Annotated in this window: 19 protein-coding genes and 1 pseudogene; 7 read left to right on the top strand and 13 right to left on the bottom strand. The window is 46.6% G+C overall.

Translation table 11 applies throughout. From position 1 onward, the window contains the following. Window positions 1-85 precede the first annotated feature (85 nt). Complete coding sequence (locus tag MiSe_RS05365; RefSeq protein ID WP_226575689.1) at window positions 86-1,189, top strand: acyltransferase family protein; 1,104 nt, start codon at window positions 86-88, stop codon at window positions 1,187-1,189. 59 nt (window positions 1,190-1,248) lie between these two features. Here MiSe_RS05365 and MiSe_RS05360 read toward each other — a convergent pair whose 3' ends face one another. From MiSe_RS05360 to hpsL, 6 genes are all read right to left on the bottom strand, one after another. Beyond that, window positions 1,249-1,887, bottom strand: a complete 639-nt coding sequence (locus tag MiSe_RS05360) for a peroxiredoxin (protein WP_226575680.1) — start codon at window positions 1,885-1,887, stop codon at window positions 1,249-1,251. Window positions 1,888-2,001: 114 nt separating this feature from the next. Further along, a complete protein-coding gene (hpsP, locus tag MiSe_RS05355) occupies window positions 2,002-3,162 on the bottom strand; it encodes a hormogonium polysaccharide biosynthesis glycosyltransferase HpsP (protein ID WP_226575671.1) in 1,161 nt (386 codons plus the stop codon). Between the two features lie 286 nt (window positions 3,163-3,448). Continuing rightward, window positions 3,449-3,928, bottom strand: a complete 480-nt coding sequence (locus MiSe_RS05350; RefSeq protein WP_226575669.1) for a GNAT family N-acetyltransferase — start codon at window positions 3,926-3,928, stop codon at window positions 3,449-3,451. 48 nt (window positions 3,929-3,976) lie between these two features. Beyond that, window positions 3,977-5,143, bottom strand: a complete 1,167-nt coding sequence (gene hpsO, locus MiSe_RS05345) for a hormogonium polysaccharide biosynthesis glycosyltransferase HpsO (RefSeq protein WP_226575758.1) — start codon at window positions 5,141-5,143, stop codon at window positions 3,977-3,979. Between the two features lie 165 nt (window positions 5,144-5,308). Further along, window positions 5,309-6,289 (bottom strand): hormogonium polysaccharide biosynthesis glycosyltransferase HpsN, encoded by a 981-nt coding sequence (gene hpsN, locus MiSe_RS05340; protein WP_226575667.1) that lies wholly within the window; start codon window positions 6,287-6,289, stop codon window positions 5,309-5,311. Window positions 6,290-6,346: 57 nt separating this feature from the next. Further along, window positions 6,347-8,011, bottom strand: coding sequence for a hormogonium polysaccharide biosynthesis protein HpsL (gene hpsL, locus MiSe_RS05335; RefSeq protein WP_226575665.1), 1,665 nt, complete (start codon window positions 8,009-8,011; stop codon window positions 6,347-6,349). A 439-nt stretch (window positions 8,012-8,450) separates the two neighbouring features. On the opposite strand from hpsL, the gene ffh reads away from it, so the two are divergent. From ffh to MiSe_RS05305, 6 genes and pseudogenes are all read left to right on the top strand, one after another. Next, window positions 8,451-9,914 carry a signal recognition particle protein gene (gene ffh, locus MiSe_RS05330; protein WP_226575664.1) on the top strand — a complete coding sequence of 488 codons (1,464 nt, stop codon included), beginning with the start codon at window positions 8,451-8,453 and terminating at the stop codon, window positions 9,912-9,914. A gap of 358 nt (window positions 9,915-10,272) precedes the next feature. Further along, window positions 10,273-10,533, top strand: coding sequence for a 30S ribosomal protein S16 (rpsP, locus tag MiSe_RS05325; protein WP_226575656.1), 261 nt, complete (start codon window positions 10,273-10,275; stop codon window positions 10,531-10,533). A gap of 25 nt (window positions 10,534-10,558) precedes the next feature. Then, window positions 10,559-10,918 (top strand): KH domain-containing protein, encoded by a 360-nt coding sequence (locus tag MiSe_RS05320; RefSeq protein WP_226575654.1) that lies wholly within the window; start codon window positions 10,559-10,561, stop codon window positions 10,916-10,918. A gap of 681 nt (window positions 10,919-11,599) precedes the next feature. Then, on the top strand, window positions 11,600-11,773 hold the full coding sequence (rpsU, locus tag MiSe_RS05315; protein ID WP_226575652.1) for a 30S ribosomal protein S21: 174 nt from the start codon (window positions 11,600-11,602) through the stop codon (window positions 11,771-11,773). Between the two features lie 331 nt (window positions 11,774-12,104). Then, a pseudogene (gene iscB, locus MiSe_RS05310) lies at window positions 12,105-13,379 on the top strand (RNA-guided endonuclease IscB). 139 nt (window positions 13,380-13,518) lie between these two features. After that, on the top strand, window positions 13,519-14,481 hold the full coding sequence (locus MiSe_RS05305) for a PhoH family protein (protein ID WP_226575650.1): 963 nt from the start codon (window positions 13,519-13,521) through the stop codon (window positions 14,479-14,481). Window positions 14,482-14,520: 39 nt separating this feature from the next. Here the strand turns inward: MiSe_RS05305 and MiSe_RS05300 are convergent, their stop codons facing one another. The 7 genes from MiSe_RS05300 to MiSe_RS05270 form a co-directional block, all read right to left on the bottom strand. Further along, window positions 14,521-16,602 (bottom strand): hybrid sensor histidine kinase/response regulator, encoded by a 2,082-nt coding sequence (locus tag MiSe_RS05300; protein WP_226575648.1) that lies wholly within the window; start codon window positions 16,600-16,602, stop codon window positions 14,521-14,523. 16 nt (window positions 16,603-16,618) lie between these two features. Next, window positions 16,619-18,409, bottom strand: coding sequence for an ATP-binding protein (locus tag MiSe_RS05295; protein WP_226575646.1), 1,791 nt, complete (start codon window positions 18,407-18,409; stop codon window positions 16,619-16,621). Continuing rightward, window positions 18,406-19,428 carry a SpoIIE family protein phosphatase gene (locus MiSe_RS05290; protein WP_226575644.1) on the bottom strand — a complete coding sequence of 341 codons (1,023 nt, stop codon included), beginning with the start codon at window positions 19,426-19,428 and terminating at the stop codon, window positions 18,406-18,408. The genes MiSe_RS05295 and MiSe_RS05290 overlap by 4 nt, the downstream gene beginning before the upstream one ends. Window positions 19,429-19,807: 379 nt before the next feature. Further along, window positions 19,808-20,206 carry an anti-sigma regulatory factor gene (locus MiSe_RS05285; protein WP_226575642.1) on the bottom strand — a complete coding sequence of 133 codons (399 nt, stop codon included), beginning with the start codon at window positions 20,204-20,206 and terminating at the stop codon, window positions 19,808-19,810. Window positions 20,207-20,355: 149 nt separating this feature from the next. Further along, entirely contained in the window at window positions 20,356-21,441 is a 1,086-nt protein-coding gene (locus MiSe_RS05280) for an RNA-guided endonuclease InsQ/TnpB family protein (protein ID WP_226575640.1), read from the bottom strand. A 63-nt stretch (window positions 21,442-21,504) separates the two neighbouring features. Further along, the gene (locus MiSe_RS05275; protein ID WP_226575638.1) at window positions 21,505-21,861 is read right to left on the bottom strand and encodes an STAS domain-containing protein; all 357 of its coding nucleotides are present in this window, start codon (window positions 21,859-21,861) and stop codon (window positions 21,505-21,507) included. Window positions 21,862-21,925: 64 nt separating this feature from the next. Beyond that, a complete protein-coding gene (locus MiSe_RS05270; RefSeq protein ID WP_226575636.1) occupies window positions 21,926-22,786 on the bottom strand; it encodes an STAS domain-containing protein in 861 nt (286 codons plus the stop codon). Window positions 22,787-23,209 lie beyond the last annotated feature (423 nt).

The raw sequence follows: 23,209 nt of genomic DNA, 5'->3' as shown, positions 1-23,209 counted from the left end.
ATGTGCATATTTTCCTTGGTTTACAAGGCGGCTACTAGACAGAAACCGTCACCATTCAACATGCATTCGCCATTCCAAAATCTCCATGCAATTACAACTCCAACTCACCGGAAAAGTCAAAAAACAAAATCAGTTAAAACACATGATTCAGCTAGATGCTTTACGAGCAATAGCTGTATTTGGTGTACTGGTTTACCACTGGCTACCTCAACAATTTTTTTTGAATTCCACGGTTGGAGTAGGTACACTTGGGGTCAAGTTGTTCTTTGTACTTAGTGGGTTTCTGATTACCTTTATCTTATTAAATACTAGGGAAAACCTAGAAGGTAATCAACGCATTTGGGTTAATATACGCAATTTTTATATCCGGCGTTTCCTGCGAATTTTACCTATTTATTATCTCACTCTTTTTTTAACAACAAGATTTTTTCTAGGGCTTCATCCATCTTTTATTTGGCATTTTACCTACTTATCCAATTTTTACTATGCTTGGCATAAGTGGGATATTAATTCACCCTTTTGGTCTTTAGCTATTGAGTTTCAATTTTATTTATTTTGGCCTTTGTTTGTTTTATTCGTGCCTAAAAAGCATCTTGATAAGCTAATTTACTCAACAATTATAATCGCGCCTTTGTTCAGGATTTTATGCCTGCAAATGGCATTAAACGACGGAATTAGAATCAACCTGCTTACCCCCGCCTGCTTTGATTCCCTTGGCTTAGGAGCTTTATTAGCATTTTACAATTACAACCAGAATAGATCTAGAGCTAAGAGTTTGTTATCTAATTTGGGTTTTTGGATCGGAGGTTCGTTGTCTTTCGCTCTCATTATTACCAAAAACCATATAGATCCTGGACTCAGATTAGTCGTTCAAGATAGTATCAACGCTTTGTTTTTTGTCTGGGTAGTAGATGGCGCTGCACGGGGTTTCGGGAACATTACAGGGAGTATTTTAGAATTCAAACCGCTTGTCTACCTGGGTAAGATTAGTTATGGAATATACATTTATCACAGTTTTGTAGCTGGAGCGGTTGTTCCTACTATCCTGAATTATTTGGGCTTTTCCTATCCCAAGTCAGTGGGAATTCAATTTGTGCTTAACACTGTAACCACGATTGTTGTGGCAATGCTTTCATGGCAGTATATCGAGCAGCCCATCAACAATTTAAAGCGACACTTTAAAGTATAAGCTAACAATATGGGAAAAGAAAATAGGGTGAGTATTGCTCACCCTATTTGACTTTTGCCTTACTTATTGGGTTGAGGCGTCATCCGCAGATAGGGTTTAATTTCCTCATATCCTTTGGGGAATTTCTGCTTCAGCACTTCCGGATCTTTGAGGGATGGGACAATTACGCAATCTTCCCCATCTTTCCAGTTGGCAGGAGTTGCCACGCTGTAATTATCCGTTAGTTGCAGAGAGTCAATTACCCGCAGCAATTCATCAAAATTGCGCCCCGTGCTGGGAGGATAGGTAAAGGTCAGACGCAGTTTCTTTTGCGGGTCGATCACGAACACAGACCGAACTGTTACCGTATTGCTGGCGTTGGGGTGGATCATGTCATAAAGGTCAGAAACCTTTTTATCCGGGTCTGCCAGAATCGGATAATTGAGCTGGACGCTTTGGGTTTCTTCAATATCGCCGATCCAGCCTTTGTGGGATTCTACATCGTCTACGCTCAGAGCGATCGCTTTCACGTTGCGCTTGTCAAATTCTGGCTTGAGGCGGGCGACTTCCCCTAATTCCGTCGTGCAAACAGGTGTATAATCCGCAGGGTGCGAGAATAGAACCACCCAGCTGTCGCCTGCCCAGTCGTAAAAGTTGATTTCGCCTTCACTAGAGGCTTGAGTAAAGTTGGGTACAGTGTCGCCTAATCTAAGCGCCATAACAAGTTTCCCCTGATTTTGAAACCGATCAATTATCTACTTTGCGATTGTGCCATAAAATCCGGTTCTCCGGTCGGGCTTTAGATCTTTTTACAATTTGCCCAAAGCCCTCTACTATGCTCTTTCGGACAGAATTTCTTGATATGCCCCGATGGTCTGTTGCGCGATCGCATCCCAACTATAATGCCTCAACGCATATTCTTTCCCCCTTTCACCCCGAAGCCGTCTTTCTTCAGCATTACTAAGTGCTAATCTTAACGCTTTCATCAGTGATTCTAGGGTAAGAGATGCAATCCAGCCAGCTTCTGCCTGCTGCACATCCTGCCAAATATAAACTCCATCTGAAATTACCACGGGCGTTCCAGATGCCATCGCCTCTGCTACGGCAATCCCAAAGTTTTCGTAATAAGAAGGCAGGACAAATAGATCGGCTTGTTGTAGGAAGTTTGTTTTGCGATCGCCCGTGACAAATCCAGTAATAGTAGTGTGTTCTACTAACGGCGACCCCTGTACCTGTGCCTTTATTTTCGCCTCATAAGCCTGGTCTTGCGGATTCCCACCAGCCAGCACAAAATGAAACTTAAATCCCTCAGCTAAAAGATTTTCTAAAGCTGGAAGTAGCAAATTTAACCCCTTTTTTGGGTCAATCCGCGACATATAAAGCACTATCGGAATTTTGGATTGCAATTCGCCCTTGTTGTGGGTGGGAGAAGGGGTGACACCCAAGGGAATGACCAAATCCTTGGTAGAAACACCGAATCGTTCTGAAACTTTAGCTTCCTGGAGGCTGGTAAAGTGGATAGCGGCAGCACCGGCGATGTTAGGTTTTTCCAGCAGCGCGGCATAGATTTGTTTTAGCTGCCTTTTCTTCTGTAAATCGGCTGGATCGAGAGTGCCGAGGGGACGGAGAATGTAGGGTAGGTGGCGCGATCGCGCCACAGTCGCCGCAAAAGAAGAAACAGGCGAAAACAAAGCATGAATATGTGCCAGATCGAACTCTTTGGCGTGTTGATATAACCAACGCAACAAATCGAGGGAAAATTTATAGCGGCGGAAAGGAGAACAGCGGAAATACCGCACCTGATACCCATCTTGTTCGACGGGATGATATAAGGGAACATCCAGCGGCGGTTGCCCCGTATCTCCATTAGAATCAGTAGTGAGAACCGTCACCTCAACCCCTGCCCTAGCCAAAGCAGCAGAAAGACCCAGCACCATTTGGCTGGGGCCACCGTAAACTAAAGAAATTGAAGGAACAATTTGCAGAATTCGCATAATTTTAGATAATTGGTGATTGGTAATGGGTAATTGGTAATTGGTAATTGGTAACACTCTTGCAAAAGTTAACTATACCTCCGCACAAAGTCTTGTGGTGTGGGCGACACTAGCAGCCCTATACTTTATTTTCAACATAAGTAGGACTGACGCAAGACCTTGCCATCACCTTTGTTTCTTTGTATATCTCTCGTTTCCTGGCTCAACGATTTTTCAGATAAACCCGGTTTCTTTGCGTAAGTCCTGATAAGTCTATTACCCATTACCAATTACCCATTACCAATTTTCAAATCAGATCCAACCGCATTTCATTGCTTTGTGAAAAGCCAAGGCTAGAATAAACAGGTTTGCCTGATGGAGAAGCGTGTAGAATAGCCTGAGTACAGCCAAGGGACTTTAAATAATCCACTGTCATACCAGTAAGTTTTTTAGCAATACCCTGTCCTCGGAAAGGCGGTTCAACATAGACACCCCAAATATATCCATATTTCCGGTATTCTTCTGCTAGCGCCTGTGGGTATAAACCAGCAAAAAGCTGACACCCAGCAGACCCAACCACTTCACCATCAATCTCTGCTACAAAAGCTTTGTAGCAGAGTTCTTGACGCGCGCGTTCTATAAATTGAAGCGTAATTTCAAGCCAATTATACTGGATAGATTGGGTAGGAACATCATTGTCCCGCCACATTTGATAAAAATGTCTGGCAATCAGAGAGTCTTCCTGTTTATTTGCCTCTCTTATCTTAATATCTTGTTCTCCTAGCATTCTCAAATTACCCCCTTCCCATCCTTCTCCGTGTCCTCTGTGGTTCGTTTAACTAATTTCCTTATAAAAATCCAACAATTGCTTAGCTAAAGCTTTGTTTGTATATTGTTCCATTGCCCGTTGATAACCCAACTCAGCCAGATTATCTCTTAATTCAGGTTGTTCCATCAACTGCAATAAACAATTTCGCAAATCTTCCACATTCCCTTCTGAAAAGACTAAACCAGCATCTTTAATCACATGGGGAATCTCGCCAGAATCAGAACCAATCACCGGCACTTTGCAAGCCATTGCTTCAATTAACACGTGACCAAACTGTTCTTTCCACCCCGCTGCCGTCAGAGTTTTAAACTTATAAGTTGTTTCGGAAGGCAGCACTAAAGTATGCATCAAATTGATATAGCAAGGAACTTCATCGTGGGGAACGCTTTCTACCCAAATCAGTTTATCTTTTATTCCCTTTTCTGCTGCCAGTTCCATTAAATTTGATTGCAAAGGGCCGCGACCTAGTAAGAGCCATTTCCAGGGTTTATCATGTAACCCCGCCAGTGCTGATAGCAGCGTCAGCAATCCTTTTTCCTCAACAAATCGCCCGACAAACCCGACAACAAAATCAGTCGAATTTATCCCCAATTTTGCCGCTAATTCTGGTTGACGCTGGGGTTTAAACCGAATTTCATCAACACCGAGTTGCGGCATAACTTTCATCGGGCCATTGTAGCCGCGCTGGCGCAAAATTTCAGCCCCATCTTTATTTCCCACTACAATTCCGTGAGTGTTGCTCAGGTTATAAGCTTCCAGAACAGAAACGGGAAACTTTAATTCATAAGGCAAATTCCACCAAGTAAAAAATACATTCTTTGCCTTTAATCCCAGCATCTGATTCAGGAAAATAAATTGAGCATAAGCCAGAGCCTTAGAACCCTGTTCAACCTGAATAATATCAGGGCGAAATCGGCGCAACAAAGAAATCAAATCAGCGCCAAAAGTAAGCAATCCTTGATTGTTTTGACTAAAATTAGAAACCGGCACAACTTGAAACGAACCTTCCTGTAAAAATTGCGTTTCAATCGTCTTATTTTGAACGCCACCGGGTTGCCAGCGGCGCGGCGCAACCACGGTGACTTCAATTCCCGGTTCCAGAGTAGCTAAAGCCCGTAGCTTTTCGCGATTGAGGTCAACAATATAGGTGTGGCTAGCAACTAAAATTTTCATAACATTGGGAATTGGGAATTGGTAATTGGGAATTGGTAATTGGGAATTGGTAATTGGTAAAAATATAGCAATAAAATCTAAATTAATACCCATTACCCTCGTGACCAGGGCAGAGCCTAGTAACGCCATTACCCTCGTGACCCAGGCGGTCGCCTGGGAACGCCATTACCCATTAACGCTATCTTGTTGAGTGTAAATTTGACCGTCATCAATCGTAGATTTGAGCATGGTTCCCAGTGCGTTAATAAATCCCAGCGAGTAGAATCCAGCGCGGGTGATAATTTTGATGGGAGAACCACTTTTATTACAAGGAGGATTCCCCAAGACGTGACAGTCAAACAAGCGAGCAAATAATCGCATTTGTTGGAAAGGCGTTAAGTTTTTGAGTGCCATTAAGAAGTGGTTGTGATAGAAGGTGATTTGGTATCGGAGACTGCGAGTACTAATATCGTGACAACCCCCCGTTTCCTCCCCCAAGTGAACTAAATCCGCCTCTGGGTCGTACCAAATCTTATAACCAGTCTGCCGCAACCTTAAGCAAAAATCCGATTCCTCCCGCACCGCACTGCCTTTAAACCGTTCGTCAAAGTGCAGTCCGTACTTCGTAAAGATTTCCCGACGAAAAGACATATTGCATCCCCTCGCCGAAATTACTTGCTGCGGCTTTACTGTATGCACCAAATCAATGTAATACCAAGCAATTCCGGGGTCCATCGCCTGGGGGGGTAAATCCTCAATCGTCAATTCTCCGCCGGAATCAGTTAGTTTCATCCGGTCGAAAACTCGCCCAGCAACTGCCCCCACCTCCGGACGATCTATATAATTACGGGCATGGGCAGCTAAATAACCGGGTTTGAGCTGAACATCATCGTCAATAAACAGAATAATCTCCCCCATTGCCCGCCGCGCCGCATAATTCCGCGCCCCCGGCAAACTCGCCCAATCAACGCAAAACCAGCGAATTTTGCCATCCGCCGCCAGTTTTTCCAAATAAGCTTGAGTTTCGCTCTGGTGCGTCTTTGTTTGATCGACCACCAGCACCTCATAATTTGGATAATCTTGCTGCAATACATCCGCGATCGTATCCCGCAAAGGTTCCTCGCGTCCGTAAGTGGGAATAACTACCGAAATCAAAGGCCAAGTCACGGTCAAGCAGCTCCTTTTGTCAGTTCTAGCCTCGCCACTGGCTTTATTATCTACCAGTTACGCCGCCTTCTTTGTAGTAGCGGTTTTATTAGATTTGAGACTTCGTTTCTTTTTATTTTTCGGATCGTTTGCCTCCTCTGCGGCTAATTTTTCCCGTTCCTGCTTATCTATTTCCGGCAATTTTAAAATCACTCCGGCAAAAAACCAGTAATAAACGCAAACCGGATCGGTATCCAAAGGATACCAGTAAGTGTTGTAACTGATGACCAAAACAAACACCCAAAAACTGGCACCAAAGCTGCGTAAATTTTTTTCCTTCACCGAGCGGTAAGCTTTGAAGGTGACGAAAGTTAGGGTTGTCACCAGTCCCAAAAATGCCGCCACCCCCAACGGGCCGATTTCGTGAAACATTTTGGGATAGTAAGTTTCGATTAACTCCACGTTGCCAAAAGCTCGTGCCGAGTTTGTAGCACGTCCCAAACCCGCTCCAAAAATTCCCTCTTGTCTGCCAGAGGTGTTACCCGCCTGAGCGGCAATAAAATCAGTGGGGGGTGAAGCATTCCAGCGGTCTACAAAGCTTTGCACCCGTTCTTGGATAATTGCGGGGAACATCGCCGCAGCAACAGCCCCCAGCACCCCAAGTCCTAATGCTATGGGTATAAACCGTTTCAAGTTAGCCACTTGACCAGTTAGCACCAACAAAATAATCGTGACTACGGGAACCAATGCCAGAGCAATTCTTTGACCAGAAATCACCGCATTGACAAAAACCCCAGCCATGCCAACCAAACCCGACATCCGCCACAGCGGCGAGGGGTCGCTAAAAGCAGTGGCAAACGTCATAAAGGCATTACCAATCAAAAACCAAGCCCAGTGCCAGGGAGAAACGAACGTCCCTGGCAAGCGAATCATCCCAACTTCAGGACTAAACACCAACGCACCACCCACCAAACACCGTGCTTCTAGGGTTGCCTTAAATAAAGCCTCTCCAGACATCCCCCGCGTTCCCACACACTTGCCGCTGGTGAGGAAAAAGTACTGAATAAACCCCAAAGCCGAGCAAATAATCGCCAGAACCAGATGCAATCGGGTCAAAAATAGCAACTCTTTCTTATTGCGGATCTGATAGTAACCACAGGTGATTAAGGGCAGGTATCCCAGCAGAACTTTCAGCCCCATCAGTCCCAGGATAATCGGCTGACCAGTTTTTTTAGGTGCAAACTGCTGGGCGCCGTTGACAACCAGCAGTGTCAGCAAACAAAGCACCAGTAAAAATATCAACGGCTGTTTGAGATTTTCGGGAATCAGAAAAGGCTGCCGTTTCCGCTTACATTCCTGATAAAGGGTAACGACTGCCGGAATGTAAAACCCATCTTTTGCCAGTTGGAATAGCGCATTTCCGCCAGCAACCGCATACACAACCGTACCACCAAATGGCACATAGATCAGAAATGCCCAAAGCGCTTGACGGTAATATTTGAAAGACAGACACATCGCGACTAACCCGACAAATACCCCGACTGTGGCTTTCTCTCCGCCAACTGGAAACAGCATTAAGCCCAGAAACAGCGATCCACCGACAACGGCACTCGTGTAGGTGATGAATTCTTGTCGCTGCTTCGCCGCCTGCCTTTTTATTGCGGCTTCCTCCTTGGGACTGAGTTTAGGAGTTTCAGATGCAGCCTGTTTTTTAGATTTCTTCTTTGAGTTAGTTTTTGCCATGAATGAAATCTCAAGCTGCTTTCGAGTTAAAGGTTAACGATAATAGTTGATTAACCGCTAATTTTAATTAAATGAATCTCGCTATCTTTGATAATTATGCTGGAAAAATGCCAGCTTAAGTTACCAATATTTGGAAACTTGCTCTAAAGGCATACAATAAAGAGAAGCTCTTAACCTGTTGGCTCATAGGGATCGCACTTAGGTATAATTGTCGAGCCACCAATCGTCACTCCTGGCGCGAAGACTAACCTTTTGCGATGATGGCACACTGATGCTTGGAACGGCAAGATCGTGGACCCTGTGTCAGACCATCACCGGATGCCTGTTCCGGAGAGCCAACGTGGCAACGGCGAATGAAACTGGAAGCCCCCACCAGACCCCCTAGGTCTGGTGGTGCGTACTTCACTCGTTAACTGATATCTGATAAAGTACCGATTCTATGTTTGATGCCCTATCCGAACGCTTAGAAGCTGCCTGGAAGAAACTGCGGGGGCAGGATCGCATTTCCCAGTCGAATATACAAGAGGCACTGCGGGAAGTGCGTCGCGCCCTCTTAGAAGCAGACGTAAACCTCCAGGTCGTTAAAGATTTTATTGCCGAGGTCGAAGTCAAGGCACAAGGAGCCGAAGTCTTTGCTGGCGTGCGACCCGACCAGCAGTTTATCAAAATTGTCTACGACGAGTTGGTAGCCGTGATGGGGGAAACCAATGTCCCCCTAGCGATCGCAGAAACTCGCCCGACTATCGTGCTAATGGCGGGGTTGCAGGGGACGGGTAAAACTACGGCTACTGCTAAGCTGGCTTTACACCTGCAAAAGTTAAATCGCTCTACCCTACTCGTGGCGACGGACGTGTATCGACCAGCGGCGATTGACCAACTCGTTACTCTGGGTCAGCAAATTAACGTACCCGTATTTCAACTGGGCACTGATGCCAACCCAGTGGAAATTGCCCGTCAGGGCGTAGAAAGAGCCAAGGCAGAAGGCATAGATACGGTAATAATCGATACCGCAGGTCGCCTGCAAATCGACCAAGACATGATGGCGGAATTAGCCCGCATCAAGCAGACGGTTAAACCCCACGAAACCTTGCTGGTAGTGGATTCGATGACGGGGCAGGAGGCGGCGAACCTCACCCGCACGTTCCACGATCAAATCGGCATTACGGGTGCGATTTTAACCAAGCTGGACGGGGATACGCGCGGTGGGGCAGCGCTTTCGGTGCGGCGGGTTTCCGGTCAGCCGATTAAGTTTGTCGGCGTCGGGGAAAAGGTAGAAGCGCTGCAACCGTTTTACCCAGACCGGATGGCGTCGCGCATTCTGGGGATGGGAGATGTCCTGACGCTGGTAGAAAAAGCCCAGGAAGAAATGGACTTGGCAGACGCCGCCAAGATGCAAGAGAAAATCCTGGCAGCGAAGTTTGATTTTACGGATTTTCTCAAGCAGTTGCGGCTGCTGAAAAATATGGGGTCCCTGGGGGGTTTGCTCAAGCTGATTCCAGGGATGAACAAGCTCTCATCCGACCAACTCCAGCAAGGAGAAGCCCAGTTAAAGCGGGCTGAAGCGATGATTAATTCGATGACCAAAGAGGAACGCCAAAACCCGGATTTGCTATCGGCGTCCCCCAGTCGCCGCCGTCGAATTGCCCGCGGGTGCGGCTACCAAGAATCGGATATCAGCAAGCTGGTGAGCGATTTCCAAAAAATGCGGAGTCTGATGCAGCAAATGAGCCAAGGGGGCGGGATGCCTGCCATGCCGGGAATGCCTGGAATGCCGGGAGGGGGTCTTTCTCCCTTTGGTGGGGGCAACCGTCCAGCGCCACCCGGTTGGCGGGGTTATAACCAGGGGGCAGCCAAGCCGAAAAAGAAAAAAGACAAAAAGAAAAAAGGCTTTGGTCAACTTTGAAGTCAAAGGGGGCAACCCTGGCAAAACCAGCCTTGGGCGCGTCAAACTGAGACGGGACTTACCCAGCGACAATGCATATGATAGAGATGGTGGGTTACACTTCGTTAACGCACCCTAAAGCTTAGGGAAGTTTAACGTCACGTTTGTACACCCGCGCTCCAAAGCTTCATAGGGTGGGCTACACCCGAATTGACGCCTGTGGACAAGAAGGAGCCGACTCCCTTGGTGGAAGCAGGAAGCAGACCCAAGAGAAAGTAATTCTAGTTGAATGGTGAACTCTGGGTAAGAAGTTTAGCCAAGTTCTGTATAGCACGTACAATGGATGATTAGTCACAATTGAGAGCATGATTGCTGCAACATGATCAAACTTCGATTAAAACGATACGGCAAAAAGCGGGAAGCTAGCTACCGGATCGTTGCCATGAAAAGTACCTCGCGTCGCGATGGTCGTCCTTTGGAAGAACTGGGTTTCTACAACCCCAGAACCGACGAAACAAAGCTAGACATTCCTGCGATCGTTAAGCGAATCCAACAAGGAGCGCAGCCAACAGACACCGTTCGCCACATCTTGGAAAAAGCTAATGTTTTCGAGCAGGTCCGCGCAAAAGCCACCCAGTAAACCCTCCATCCCAGCCCAAGTAGCTATGCCAGATTATGCTGCACTGGTGCGATTTCTAGTGCAGCCTTTCTTAGAGTCGCCAAGTTCGTTGAAGATAGACTGCGAAACAAACCCCAGCAAACCAAAAGTTTGGATTCGTCTGGCGTTTGAAGGAGAAGATAAAGGGCGAGTCTTTGGTCGGGGTGGCAGGAATATTCAGGCAATCCGGACAGTGATTGAAGCGGCGGCCAAAGCCGCTGGACAATCAGTCTACCTGGATATTTACGGTGGTATAGGGCCAGAGAGAGAAAATGGTGCGGGAAGCCATGATCCTCCCACAAGAACTTCCCCACCTCGCAAAGCTCCGGTTCCCAGGTCTTCGCCCAGAATCCGCTTCCGCAGCTAGCATGTAGATGGGAGATGGCGATCGCCAACACTTCTTTCGGCAAACATCATCAAACATCGTTACCAATGTTTATGCCGAAAAACGTAGCGTGACGAACTACGGAAGTTAAGGGTTGACGCCACAGCCATAGAATCAAAAAACGTTGATTGGCGTTGGTGGAGGCAGAAATGCCCCAAACGGTCTAAAAACCGTATTTGTTTGAGACAACAGACAGGTACTACTCGTCTCTTCCCCGCGTCAGGGCATACATCTGGCAAAAGATGCGATGTGCTTGGGTCAAACCAAGAAACCAACAGGTTTACACACGTTTTGAAAGGCAGAAGTTGCAAAACCATTACAATCAAGGACGCTCGCCTTTCCTTCTATGTGCTTTTAGCTCGTGGAATGAAAGGCGATCAGCACCTTGAGGTTCTGTCGCAGTTGGGTACAATTGTCTGTGGAGATGGCGAAAACTCCTTAAACAGCCCGGTCGATGACGTAGTATTGAGGCGTGAAAAGTACTTCCTACAAGCTGCTGGCCTAAATGGCTCTAAAACAGCTGTTTAATTATAGGGACTTTTCAGGTGCAATACTATAGAGGCGATCGCTGTAGAGACGTTGCAGTTAACGTGTCTACAAGTAACCAATCAGTCGCTAATTAACAATCCAAACTAAGAGCATAAGTGAGGTGAATAATAGCGCGTGGCAGAAGTCCGTTTAGGAGAAAATGAATCGATAGATTCGGCGTTAAGACGCTTTAAAAAGAAGATTCAAAAAGCCGGTATTTTGTCGGAAGTCAAGCGTCGCGAACGGTACGAAAAACCCAGCCTCCGCCGCAAGCGTAAGGCGGAAGCTTCCCGCAAGCGATCGTACTAGAAATGCCGATCTGGCTGGAAGGCCGATCTTATAGGACGCGATTGGACGCCTGTAGAGCTTGTCAGGGTTCTCTAGTTGATAGCAGACCCCATGCCTAGAAGGCAGGGGTTTGCAATTCTCTCCAACCTGACCAGACTACTCGTTTAAGGCAAGAGTTAAAGACCTACTTCAGGATGCTTGCTAGTCCTGAACCCTAGAACCTCACGATTAAACAGGTGTATGGAGAATAAACGAGTGTCGTTTGGATAGTTACCGACCTTAAACATTGTCGTTCGCGCAGCGTGCCGAGGCAGGAGGCATAGCAAACATTACCCGCAAGGTGTATGCAGCAATGCAAAATTATGTTTTTGTTGTTGATAAAAACAGGAAACCATTAAATCCAGTTAGGCCAAAACGAGCAAGGGAACTGCTGGACAAAGGTAAAGCCGCTGTGTTCAGAATGTATCCCTTTACCCTAATATTGCAACATGCAGTCAACAGCCCTGTTATCAAGCCATTAGTTATCAAACTTGACCCCGGTAGTAGGGTTTCAGGAATTTCAATTTTAGATGGCGACAAGGTTATCTGGTGTGCTGAATTAGAGCATAGAGGATGGCAGATTAAGGATTCATTGGAGTCTAGACTGTCACTACGCCGTAGCCGTCGTAACCGGAAAACTAGGTATCGGCAGCCACGTTTTGATAATCGCCAGCGGAAAGACGGATGGCTACCCCCATCCCTGATGCATCGTGTTCTCACCGTTGAGACTTGGGTAAAACGTCTTTGCCGGTATACACCCATTGCCCAAATTTTCATGGAACTGGTTAAGTTCGACACCCAAAAACTACAAAACCCAGAAATTGACGGTGTGGAGTATCAACAGGGCGAACTCGCTGGCTATGAAGTTAGGCAGTATCTTTTAGAGAAGTGGGGGCGCAAGTGTGCTTATTGCAGTAAAGAAGGTGTCCCGTTGCAAATTGAACATATTCACCCAAAAGCCAAGGGTGGTAGCAACCGAGTATCCAACCTCACTCTAAGCTGTCAAAAATGCAATGTCAAAAAGGGAAATAAATCAATTGATGAGTTGCTCAAGAAAGACCCTGCGAGGCTAGAGACAATTCATAGTCAAGCTAAACAACCATTAAAAGATGCATCCGCTGTTAACTCTACTCGGTGGGCATTGTTGGGGACATTAAAAACTCTCCTCCCTACAACCACGGGGACTGGAGGACAAACCAAATATAACCGGACTCGGTTTGAGCTACCCAAACAACACTGGATTGATGCGGCTTGTGTCGGAAGCATTGACAGCATAAAGCTACTGACCCAGCAACCATTACGCATTAAGTGTACTGGGTGGGGGACTCGCCAAATGTGCGGTACTGACCGTTATGGTTTTCCTGTTAGACACCGCGAACATAAACAGATTCACTTTGGCTTCAGAACTGGCGATATTGTCAAAGCTGTTGTCACTTCCGGGAAAAAGATAGGCGAATAGGTCGGACGCTTACTATGCCGTAAAACTGGAAGCTTTGATATTGCCACCAAGGTAGGTCGTGTTGCTGGCATTAGTTACAGATTTTGTACACCAATTCATCAAAAAGATGGCTATTCGTATGGATTCTAAGATATTTGGACGGCGAATAAATTCGCCTACGGGTTTCCTCCCCATGGATAAATGCAGGGGCTTCCACCCTCTGACTTTCGGTGAGTTAGGAAGCCCACACTATAATGCGTAGCATTTAGTGTGGGAGGAAGTCACAGGAATGGTAGAGGGGACGACAATTCAACTGCCAAGTATAGAAAGCGCAATCGCTCTATCTGGCGACAAAGAAGAAAATCTGAAAACCCTGTCGAAGCAAACAGGTGCGATGTTGGTAATGCGGGGACAAGACTTACAGATCAAAGGTACTGAGAATCAAGTTGACCTCGCTGTAAGATTGGTGCGCTCGCTTGAAGATTTCTGGAGCAAAGGCAAAATTATCTCTAGCGTCGATATTCTCACCGCGCGTCACGCTCTCGATACCCACCGCACCGACGAGTTGCAAGATTTACAGCGCGACGTTCTTTATCGTACCCGCAAAGGCGAAGAAATCCGCGCCAAAACCTTCCGTCAGCGACAGTACGTTAAAGCTATCCGCACCCACGACTTGACTTTTTGCATCGGACCTGCTGGTAGCGGTAAAACCTTCCTCGCCGTCGTTTTAGCCGTTCAAGCACTTTTAGCCAACGAGTACGAACGGTTAATCTTAACTCGACCAGCAGTAGAAGCGGGTGAAAAGTTGGGGTTTTTACCAGGGGATCTCCAGCAAAAAGTCAACCCCTATCTCCGTCCGATTTACGATGCTTTATACGAACTCATCGACCCAGAAAAAATCCCCAATCTGATGGAACGCGGCATCATTGAAGTCGCTCCCATCGCCTACATGCGGGGACGTACCCTTAACAATGCCTTTGTGATTGTCGATGAAGCTCAAAATACCACCCCCGCGCAGATGAAAATGCTGCTGACGCGCCTGGGATTTCGTTCTCGCATGGTCGTAACTGGAGATATTACCCAAACCGATTTAGCGCCGAATCAACCCTCTGGTCTATCCGTGGCGCAAAAAATCCTGCAACATGTAGAAGGCATTGGCTTCTGTCAGCTAACCCAAGCAGATGTCGTGCGCCATTCCCTAGTGCAAAAGATTGTGGAAGCTTACGAACGACATGAAAAAGCTGGTAGTTAATGCCAAAAAATTTACCAATTAGCCATTAGCCATTAGCCATTAGCCATTAGCTTTGTTTGCAATTAAATTAGCAACCGCGGTGATTAAATTATCGGGTTCGACGGGTTTAGATACGTGCATTTGAAAGCCTGCTAATAAAGCTTGTTCGCTGTCTTCAACTCTGGCATATGCCGTCAGCGCGATCGCCGGAATCTCTCCTCCTTCTTCTGGCGATCGCTCTCTAATTTCTCGCATCAAAGCATATCCGTCTTTCCCCGGCATCCCAATGTCACTCAAAAGCACATCGGGTAGCGATTTGTCAAGTGCCTTGAGTCCCTCGTTTGCCGAAGCAACTGCGGTGACGACTGCCCCAGACTCTTGTAATACGAAGGTAATATATTCGCGGGTATCGGGTTCATCATCAACTACCAACACTTGCACGCCGCTGAGATCTGCGTAACTCTCCCACCCATCCCTGTCGGGTTTTGTCGGGGATCGATCGTTGATCAGCGGTAGCATGACGGTGAAGGTTGCTCCCTTTCCTTCTCCCGGACTTGCGGCGTAAACTGTACCGCCGTGCAACTCTACCAGATGCCGCACGATCGCTAAACCGAGTCCCAGTCCCCCATGATTTCTAGTCATCGAACTATCTGCTTGGCGAAAATAATCGAAGGCGTAAGGCAGAAAATCAGCGCTAATGCCTTTACCCGTATCCTTGACTGTTATTCGAGCATAGGGCAGAGGGGCAGGGGGGCAGAGGGGCAGAGGGGCAGGTGTGCAGGTGTGCAGAGGGGAGTTTGAATCTATATTCTCACCATCTCCACATCTCCCCATCTCACCATCTCCCCATCTCCCCATCTCCCCATCTCCAGAGATCCCCTGCTCTACCCGTTCGAGTCGGATTTCCACCTGTCCGCCAGGGGGGGTGAACTTGATCGCGTTGGAAAGCAAATTCCAGACAATTTGCTGCAAGCGGTTGCGATCGCCTAAAACTATTGCCCCATTGGGGTCTGATGCGGTTTGAATTTGAATTGCTTTAGCTTGTGCTGCCAACTGCATCGTGGCGATCGCGCCTTCAATTGGTACAACTAGGTTGACTGGGGCAATATTGAGTTCTATCTTGCCCCGAATAATCCGGGAAATGTCGAGCAAATCTTCAATCATTTGAGTCTGCAATTTGGCATTGCGCTCAATTGTTTCCAATGCGCGAGAAGTCGCTACTCCATCTACCTTACGGGTACGCAGTAGTTGCGACCAACCCAAAATCGCATTCAGCGGCGATCTTAACTCGTGGGACAGTACGGCGAGGAATTCGTCTTTGACTTGGTTAGCACGACGCAGTTCTTCTTCTGCACGCTTGCGATCGCTTATATCCCTTCCTTCGTAAACTAGCTGTACCACGTTTCCCCTCTCGTCTAGTATCGGTTTGATCGAGAAGTCGAACGTCGCGACTGTATCGAAAGCGCCTTGCATCTGGACTTCATACCGCACAAACTTACCTGTAGCAGCTAGTGCGATCGCTTTTTGCAACTGCTGCTCAGTGCAGGTTAGAGAGACGGGCGAGGCAGAAAACCAAGGCATTTCCCACAAAAAACGTCCTACCACATTTTCTAGCTTTTGTCCAGCAAAATCTAATGCCGACTGATTGACTTGAATAATCGAACCAATTGGTGACAAAATTCCAATATGCTGAAATGTCTGATTAAAGATAGCGCGGAATTTTTCTTCGCTTTGCTGTAATTGTTTTTCAGTCTGGCGGATGCGTAACAGCGCTTTGACTGTAGCAATTAATTCCAGTGGGTTCACTGGGTGGGTTAAGTAGCCATCTGCGCCGCTGTCTAACCCGTGGACTTTATCCGCAGCAGTGACTTTAAACGCAGAAAGATGCAAGACGGGAATTAAACTGGTAGCGGGTTCTGCTTTGAGTTGCTGGCACACTTCAAACCCGTTGATATCCGGCAGTTTAATATCCAAAATAATCAAATCTGGTTGCTCGGTTGCCAATTGCAAAGCATCACTACCCGTTGCTGCTTCCTTGACCAGGAAACCTGCCTGACGCAAAATGCGAGAAACAACATAGCGATTGGCGTCATCATCGTCTACAACTAGGATGATTCGCGATTGTTTTAGTTCGTCCTCCATGATTCATCCCTCATCTTTAAAAATTTAATCCGGCTTTTAAGAATGCTGCTCTTAGTTGAGCGATCGCTTCCTCCCGCGAGTTGCTTTCTTTAGAAACAATCGCAACTGCTCTTGCTGCCAGCTGCTCGTATTCCTGAGCCTCCAAGCGCTTCGAGGTGACTATAATTACTGGAATTGCAGAGGTTGCCGGATCGGATTTCAACTGCTCTAAAACGGTGAATCCAGTTAACCCAGGCATTAGCAAATCCAGCAAGATCGCCTGCGGTTGTTCTGTTCGCGCTCGATACAACCCCTCGTAACCATCGGCGGCTTCGATCGCAGTACAGCGAATATCCGCCAGCCAACTTTTAATTGTATAACGAGACACTTCCTCATCATCAATAATTAAAATTTTTTTAAGTAAATTTGATGCGGATTGGGCATTTTGGTTGTTAATTTTTGGATTGTTAGTGAAATTATCGCCGTCATTCCCTGCCCCAAAATCCGTTTCTGGCGCTGCACAATAAACGATAGGCAGGGTAACAGAGAATGTGGAACCAACCCCCAGGGTACTTTGGAGAGCAACGCTTCCTCCCAGCAACTCGGATAGTTTTTTACACAAGGGTAGCCCTAACCCAGTTCCTTTCACCCGTTTTTGTAGGGGATGATTGACTTGGACGAATTCTTCAAAAATGCGGCTTTGGTTTTCAGGTGCAATGCCGATACCCGTATCTGCGACGGAAAAAATAACGGTTTGGTTCGCCCCCATTTTAGCAGTTACTCGCACTTCTCCTTTTTCGGTATATTTAAGCGCATTGGAAATAAAATTACGCATAATTTGAGAAACTTTTCCTTCATCGGTTTTTAGGGTGGGAATAGCGCTGGGTTCTGCAAAAATTAAAGCAACGGCGTTATTAGTTAGCAGGGGGCGCAGCATTCCTCGCAACGCGCTAAACAAATCCGTCACTTCAAAAGCGGTGACGCGAACATCGACTTTTCCAGCTTCGACTTTTGCCAAATCTAGCAAGTCGTTAACTAAGTCAGTCAGCGACGCTGCTGACTTGCGAATAAAGGTTACCTGCTTTTCTTGTTCTGCTGTCAAATCTCCATCCAGATGGTTTAACAACATATCGGAAAGACTCAGAATTGCATTCAGCGGCGTGCGAAACTCGTGACTCATATTAGAAAGAAAGCGGGTTTTGAGTTCGCTGGCGCGTTTGAGTGATTCAGCTTTATCGTTTAACTCGGCATAAAGCGCGATTACTCCCCGATTAGTATCTTCTAATTCTTGGTTGAGTTGCGCTAATTCTTCCTGTCGCTTTTGTAATTCTTCTAAAGTTTGCAATAGTTCCTGATTTTGCTGTTGAATTTCGGCAAATGGATCTTTAGGCAGGCGCGTCAGTTGATCTACGATTTGATTTAATTGAGTCTTGGTTAGGGAAGTCCCGTGCTTGGGAAACTGCTTAATTAGTTGCACCCCAGTTCCCCGCCCAGGGGATGATTCAACTATCACCTCATCCATTAAACGTCGCGCCCCTACCAATCCCATCCCATTATGCGAGTTGGTTTGTAAATTGGCTATTCCCTCACCGCTATCGGAAATGCGGGTAACAAATACTTGGGGAGATTGCCCTTTTATCAGAAATTCGAATTTGCCTTTACCTGCATACTGGAAAGCGTGGCGGGCAACTTCTGACACTGCTGTAGCGATGCGCGTTTGTTCTTGGATATCAAACCCCAATAAGTTAGCAATTTGACGCGCCCGCTGGCGTGCCAAAACAATATCTTGCTCGAAGCGTATTTCTACAGTCAGAATTGGATAAATCATTCGTCAGTTGTTACTTGTTTTGCCACCAATACAGTTACGTCATCGCGCGATCGCTTAAAATCTCGGTATAGGGTTCCGGCGATTACAGCCGGATGGCGCGAAATCAAGCCAGGATAGCGTTCTAACGACCATTGAGTGCCTAAACCATCGCTGTGCATAATTAGAATCGAGCCATCGTTCCAAGGATAAACAAATCCCTCAATTTTGCGAATTTGATGCCCTACCGTTCCATTATAAGAAACCATACTTTGGCTTTTATTTCCCGTCACGATTGCACCCGAAATGTTGCCAATTCCCACATATTGTACGGTTTTTTCAACTCGATTAATTTCCGCAATTGCTACCGCCGCCCCTCGCGTACTTCTTAAAGCCGCGTGAGCCATTTCCATAATTATTTTAGGATTGAGTGCAGCTTTGGCACGAAAGATTCGCACCGCTTCCCGCGCTGCTTCTGCTGCTAAAATTCCCGCTCCCAATCCATCCGCCACTAAAATTAAACTGCGGTTAGACAAATTTACCACAGCCCAATCATCGCCGGATATTTCCTGTTCCAGTTTGGGCAAATTCACCACACCAATTTCTAAAGGTTCGGTATTCCGCAAGGCAATTCCTGCGTTTTTCTTAGGCCAAAGTTGTGCGACTAAAACAGTACCCACCCCCGGCACCGAATGAATGTCAAAAACAGTAGATTGACGCCCAATTGCCCCCAAACCCGTCCCCGTCGTTCCTGCCGTGGAAAAACCATCCCGCAGGCATTGTGGGATATTCGCCATTCCAGGTCCAGCGTCTAAGCCGATAATTTCTATGCCATATTCTGCGTTATTTCTCAAACTTCTCAGAATGATTTCCCCGTTTTTTGCGTGTTTAATTAGGTTGTTTGCTAATTCCGTGACGATAATTGCTACTTTGCCCCGTTCTGTCTCGTTGAATTCTATATCCGTCGCCAGCGCGGAGGCAAACCTGCGCGCTTCTCCGACTTGCGAGGTTTCTGTAATTGGTAGGGCAATACAATCTTTCATGAGGAGATTTTTCCGGTTATACTGTAGATTTTATACTAATTGAGTAGCTTAAAATTCCGGTTCAAATCAACTTGCATATTTTTCTGGAATTGACTATCTGACTTTAGACATATATTCAACAAGCTTTTGCTAAGTATATCGCCTACCTTAAGATAGATTTATGACTGTTTAGATAAAGGTTATCAAAATTTTTGCTCTACTCGGTGGTAGTTATACTAATTTTGGGTAAGTTGGATAGAGTCGAGGGAAATTCAACAGATTCAAGGTTTAGGGTGGTTGGGTTTCATTCCTAGAAACCGGGTTTCTGGGTAAGTTTATTGGCGTCAGTCCCGATTTTGAGAGCAAAAATTCCGTTCGATATCTTTTACCCTCTAAAACATTAACGCCAGCGCGTAATTGTGACGCGGGTTCCTTTACCAACTTCAGAGGCAATTTCAAACTCGTGCATTAGCCTTTTAGCGCCGCTTAACCCCAACCCCAAACCACTCCCCGTGGTGTAACCGTCTTTCAATGCCAGATCGATATCTGGAATGCCGGGACCATTGTCTTCAAACGTCAGGCGCAAACCTTTACGGGTTCCGACGTTGAGGACTTCCAGCGTCACCGTTCCTCCCTTACCGTAGTCCACCGTATTCCGCGCCAGTTCGCTGGCGGCGGTGACGATTTTGGTTTGGTCTACCAAGCTGAACTTCAATTCTACCGCCAGACTTCGCACTTTCTGCCGAACCACCACAACGTCTGATGAGGAGCGAATCTCGACTATCTCACGTTCTAGCATGGCTGTCGTTTTCCTCTGGAGGGAACCGTTACATAAGACCTACTCACAACTACTCAAAACTAGACAAATCTACTCATGTGTAGTTGGAAGCTTACTTCCTGCTTCATCCTGGCGGTGTCGGCACTCACCAGTCCGCAGGCTAACCCCGTCTAACTGACGGTTTTTGACAGATTAATCGCTGCGTTTAAATCGCGGTCAATTACTTTGCCACAATGACTGCACTCAAACACTCGCTCAGAGAGTCCGAGTGTTTCTTTTTTAGTTCCGCAATTAGAACAAGTTTTGCTGGATGGAAACCATCGGTCAACCACAACGAGTTTTGAGCCATACAACTTGCACTTGTAGGTCAACTGTCTGCGAAACTCAAAGAAACCCTGTTCAGCAATAGATGCAGCCAGCTTATGATTAGCCATCATCCCAGATACATTCAAGTCTTCTATGACAACTACACCGTGGTTTTTGGCAAGTAGTGTCGTTAGCTTGTGCAACGTATCGGAGCGAATATTGGCTATTTTTTTGTGCAATCTAGCAATCTTGAGTTGTGCCTTTTTCCAGTTGTTTGAACCGATTACTTTCTGGCGATTTAGCCATTGCATTCTTGATAGCTTGGCTGCATATTTTTTGTAGGATTTAGCTTTGATTATCACAACACCTGTGCTGAGAGTAGCCAATGCTTTGATGCCGAGGTCAACTCCTACAATGCTTATTCGGTCTGACTCTTGCTGTTCGCAGTCATTGCGAAAGCTGATAAACCACCTGGAAGCTTGACGGGATATCGTGCAAGATTTAGTTAATACTTGTGGCAGCCTTTCATAAGTTTTAAGAACGCCAATTACGGGTACTTGAATTTTGTTACTCCCCAAGATTTTGACCGTTCCTTCCAACGTGAAAGCATCGTGCCGTCCTTTTTTCTTAAATCTCGGCACTCCGGCAGTCTTGTTGAAGCAACGTTTCCAAGCTTCGCGCAATGCCATTAATGCTTGTTGCGGTGTGGATTTACTGCACTCGTAATACCAGGGATTTTTTGATTTCACCATAGCTACTAACAGTTTATGCAGGTCAATCGCTGTGGGAAACTTGAGCTTTTCGTTGGGGTTGGCTTTGTTATGGTCGAGAATGTTTTTGGTGAGCCACAATCCCCAATTCCACGCATGGCGAGCTACTCCGCAATGTTTGGCTAACTGTGTCCGTTGCCTAACGTTTAGTTTCAATTCGGTTTTGAAACCTAACAGCACTTCAGATACCTCCTCATACCAGAAGAAATGATCAGAATTGATAAGATATTTAGTTACAGTTCCTTACCCCAACGACTTCCGCAACATCGCCATTCCTTGTTCTACGTTTAAAGCGGTGCGGACACCTGTGAGGGACAAACCTAACTCTACCAGTGTAATCGCAACTGCTGGCTGCATCCCGACCACAACGGTTTCCGCATCTAAAATGCGCGACATGCTAGCAATATTGCCCAGAATGCGCCCGATAAAAGAATCTACAATTTCCAGGGATGAAATATCGATCAGGACGCCTCGCGCCCCGGTTTTGACGATGCGGTTGGTGAGGTCATCTTGTAATGTTAGGGCTAAGCGATCGTGCATATCTACCTGGATCGTTACCAGGAGAAATGAACCCATTTGAAGTATGGGAATGCGTTCCACAAAGTACCTGCTAATTGCTAATTGCTAATTGCTAATTGCTAATTGCCAGCGTCCTTAGTATTATTTAGGTGCGTTGGACTACGGTGAGTCCTCGGCGTTGCATTGCTAGCGCTAACGCATCTGCTAGCGTCGCTTTTGTGACCACATCGCTCAAGTCTACGCCCAGGTGGACGATAGTTTGAGCAATTTGGGGACGGATACCGCTGATTATGCAGTCAGTCCCCATTAAACGGGCAGCAGCGACGGTTTTTAATAAATGCTGAGCTACTAGGGTATCGACAGTTGGCACGCCTGTAATATCGATAATTACAACTTGGGAGCCAGTTTCGACAATTTGCTGCAACAGCGCTTCCATTACAACCTGAGTTCTTGCGCTGTCGAGGGTGCCGATCATCGGCAATGCTAAAATACCTTCCCATAATTTGACGACGGGGGTGGAAAGTTCCAGCATTTCCTCCTGCTGGCGTTGGATTACTTCCTCGCGCGCTTTTTGATAGACTTCCGTCGTCCAAAGTGCCAGCTGGTCTATTAACGTCGTAGAAAGCCAAATTTCTTCAGCTAGGATCGCGCCTTCTTTTTCCAATTCTTGGCTTAAGCGAGCAAACAAAGGCTTTTTGAAGGAAAAAACAAAGCTGGCGACTTCCTTGGGGGAAAAGCCTTGCTGGACGCGGGAACGAGAAATATCTGCCAGCATTTGCCGCATACTACCCCACTCTGGGGTTTGAATATCGCTCAAGTTGCCATGCTGTACGGCGCTACGTAACAAGCTGAGGAACTCGGAACATTGTTCGCGCAACTCGGATAGCTTCATGCGGTCATCCCGTCGAATACCGGAAGCGTCTAGTTCCAAGAGCCAGTCGGCGAGCAAGTCGGCTTCGTATCTATCCAATATTTCTGCTATTCTATTTTTGCTTTTCAAGACCATTGAATTGATCGCCCCTCCACAAGCTGAGATGCAAGCTTACTGTAAAAAATACTCTATTTGCTGGTTCGGAAAAGTCTATATTTAGATAGATGTTTGTTTCGCCATATTTAGATCTTGCACCAATGTTATACCCCGCCAGGGAATAATATCATGTCCGGTTGCATCGGTTGCGTTTGGAGAGCTGGGGGAGCAAAGGGGATGGGGGAGCTGGGGGAGAAAAAACGCTTTTTCGCACAATCAACTATACACAACTGATCTCTCGCGGACATGATATAAATTCCCACAGCGAGCAGCGAAAGTCCGTTTTAACGGACTGGTTTGATGGCATTGAGTCGGTTTTAACCGACTTGTAGAGACGTTACATGTAACGTCTCTACAATCCGGAAATTTATTTCCGGGCGGGTTGGGAGATTGGTGCAAGCT

This window comes from Microseira wollei NIES-4236, assembly GCF_020521235.1.
Lineage (GTDB): Bacteria > Cyanobacteriota > Cyanobacteriia > Cyanobacteriales > Aerosakkonemataceae > Microseira > Microseira wollei.
Note: the sequence above shows the minus strand (reverse complement) of the source record. Positions and strands in the feature narration are given on the sequence as shown.

What these genes read in the sequence shown, in the direction of transcription:
- MiSe_RS05365 (WP_226575689.1), top strand. Translation starts at nt 86, where the DNA reads ATGCAATTACAACTCCAACTCACCGGAAAAGTCAAAAAACAAAATCAG.
- MiSe_RS05360 (WP_226575680.1), bottom strand. Translation starts at nt 1,887, where the DNA reads ATGGCGCTTAGATTAGGCGACACTGTACCCAACTTTACTCAAGCCTCT.
- hpsP (WP_226575671.1), bottom strand. Translation starts at nt 3,162, where the DNA reads ATGCGAATTCTGCAAATTGTTCCTTCAATTTCTTTAGTTTACGGTGGC.
- MiSe_RS05350 (WP_226575669.1), bottom strand. Translation starts at nt 3,928, where the DNA reads ATGCTAGGAGAACAAGATATTAAGATAAGAGAGGCAAATAAACAGGAA.
- hpsO (WP_226575758.1), bottom strand. Translation starts at nt 5,143, where the DNA reads ATGAAAATTTTAGTTGCTAGCCACACCTATATTGTTGACCTCAATCGC.
- hpsL (WP_226575665.1), bottom strand. Translation starts at nt 8,011, where the DNA reads ATGGCAAAAACTAACTCAAAGAAGAAATCTAAAAAACAGGCTGCATCT.
- ffh (WP_226575664.1), top strand. Translation starts at nt 8,451, where the DNA reads ATGTTTGATGCCCTATCCGAACGCTTAGAAGCTGCCTGGAAGAAACTG.
- rpsP (WP_226575656.1), top strand. Translation starts at nt 10,273, where the DNA reads ATGATCAAACTTCGATTAAAACGATACGGCAAAAAGCGGGAAGCTAGC.
- MiSe_RS05320 (WP_226575654.1), top strand. Translation starts at nt 10,559, where the DNA reads ATGCCAGATTATGCTGCACTGGTGCGATTTCTAGTGCAGCCTTTCTTA.
- MiSe_RS05305 (WP_226575650.1), top strand. Translation starts at nt 13,519, where the DNA reads ATGGTAGAGGGGACGACAATTCAACTGCCAAGTATAGAAAGCGCAATC.
- MiSe_RS05300 (WP_226575648.1), bottom strand. Translation starts at nt 16,602, where the DNA reads ATGGAGGACGAACTAAAACAATCGCGAATCATCCTAGTTGTAGACGAT.
- MiSe_RS05295 (WP_226575646.1), bottom strand. Translation starts at nt 18,409, where the DNA reads ATGATTTATCCAATTCTGACTGTAGAAATACGCTTCGAGCAAGATATT.
- MiSe_RS05290 (WP_226575644.1), bottom strand. Translation starts at nt 19,428, where the DNA reads ATGAAAGATTGTATTGCCCTACCAATTACAGAAACCTCGCAAGTCGGA.
- MiSe_RS05285 (WP_226575642.1), bottom strand. Translation starts at nt 20,206, where the DNA reads ATGCTAGAACGTGAGATAGTCGAGATTCGCTCCTCATCAGACGTTGTG.
- MiSe_RS05270 (WP_226575636.1), bottom strand. Translation starts at nt 22,786, where the DNA reads ATGGTCTTGAAAAGCAAAAATAGAATAGCAGAAATATTGGATAGATAC.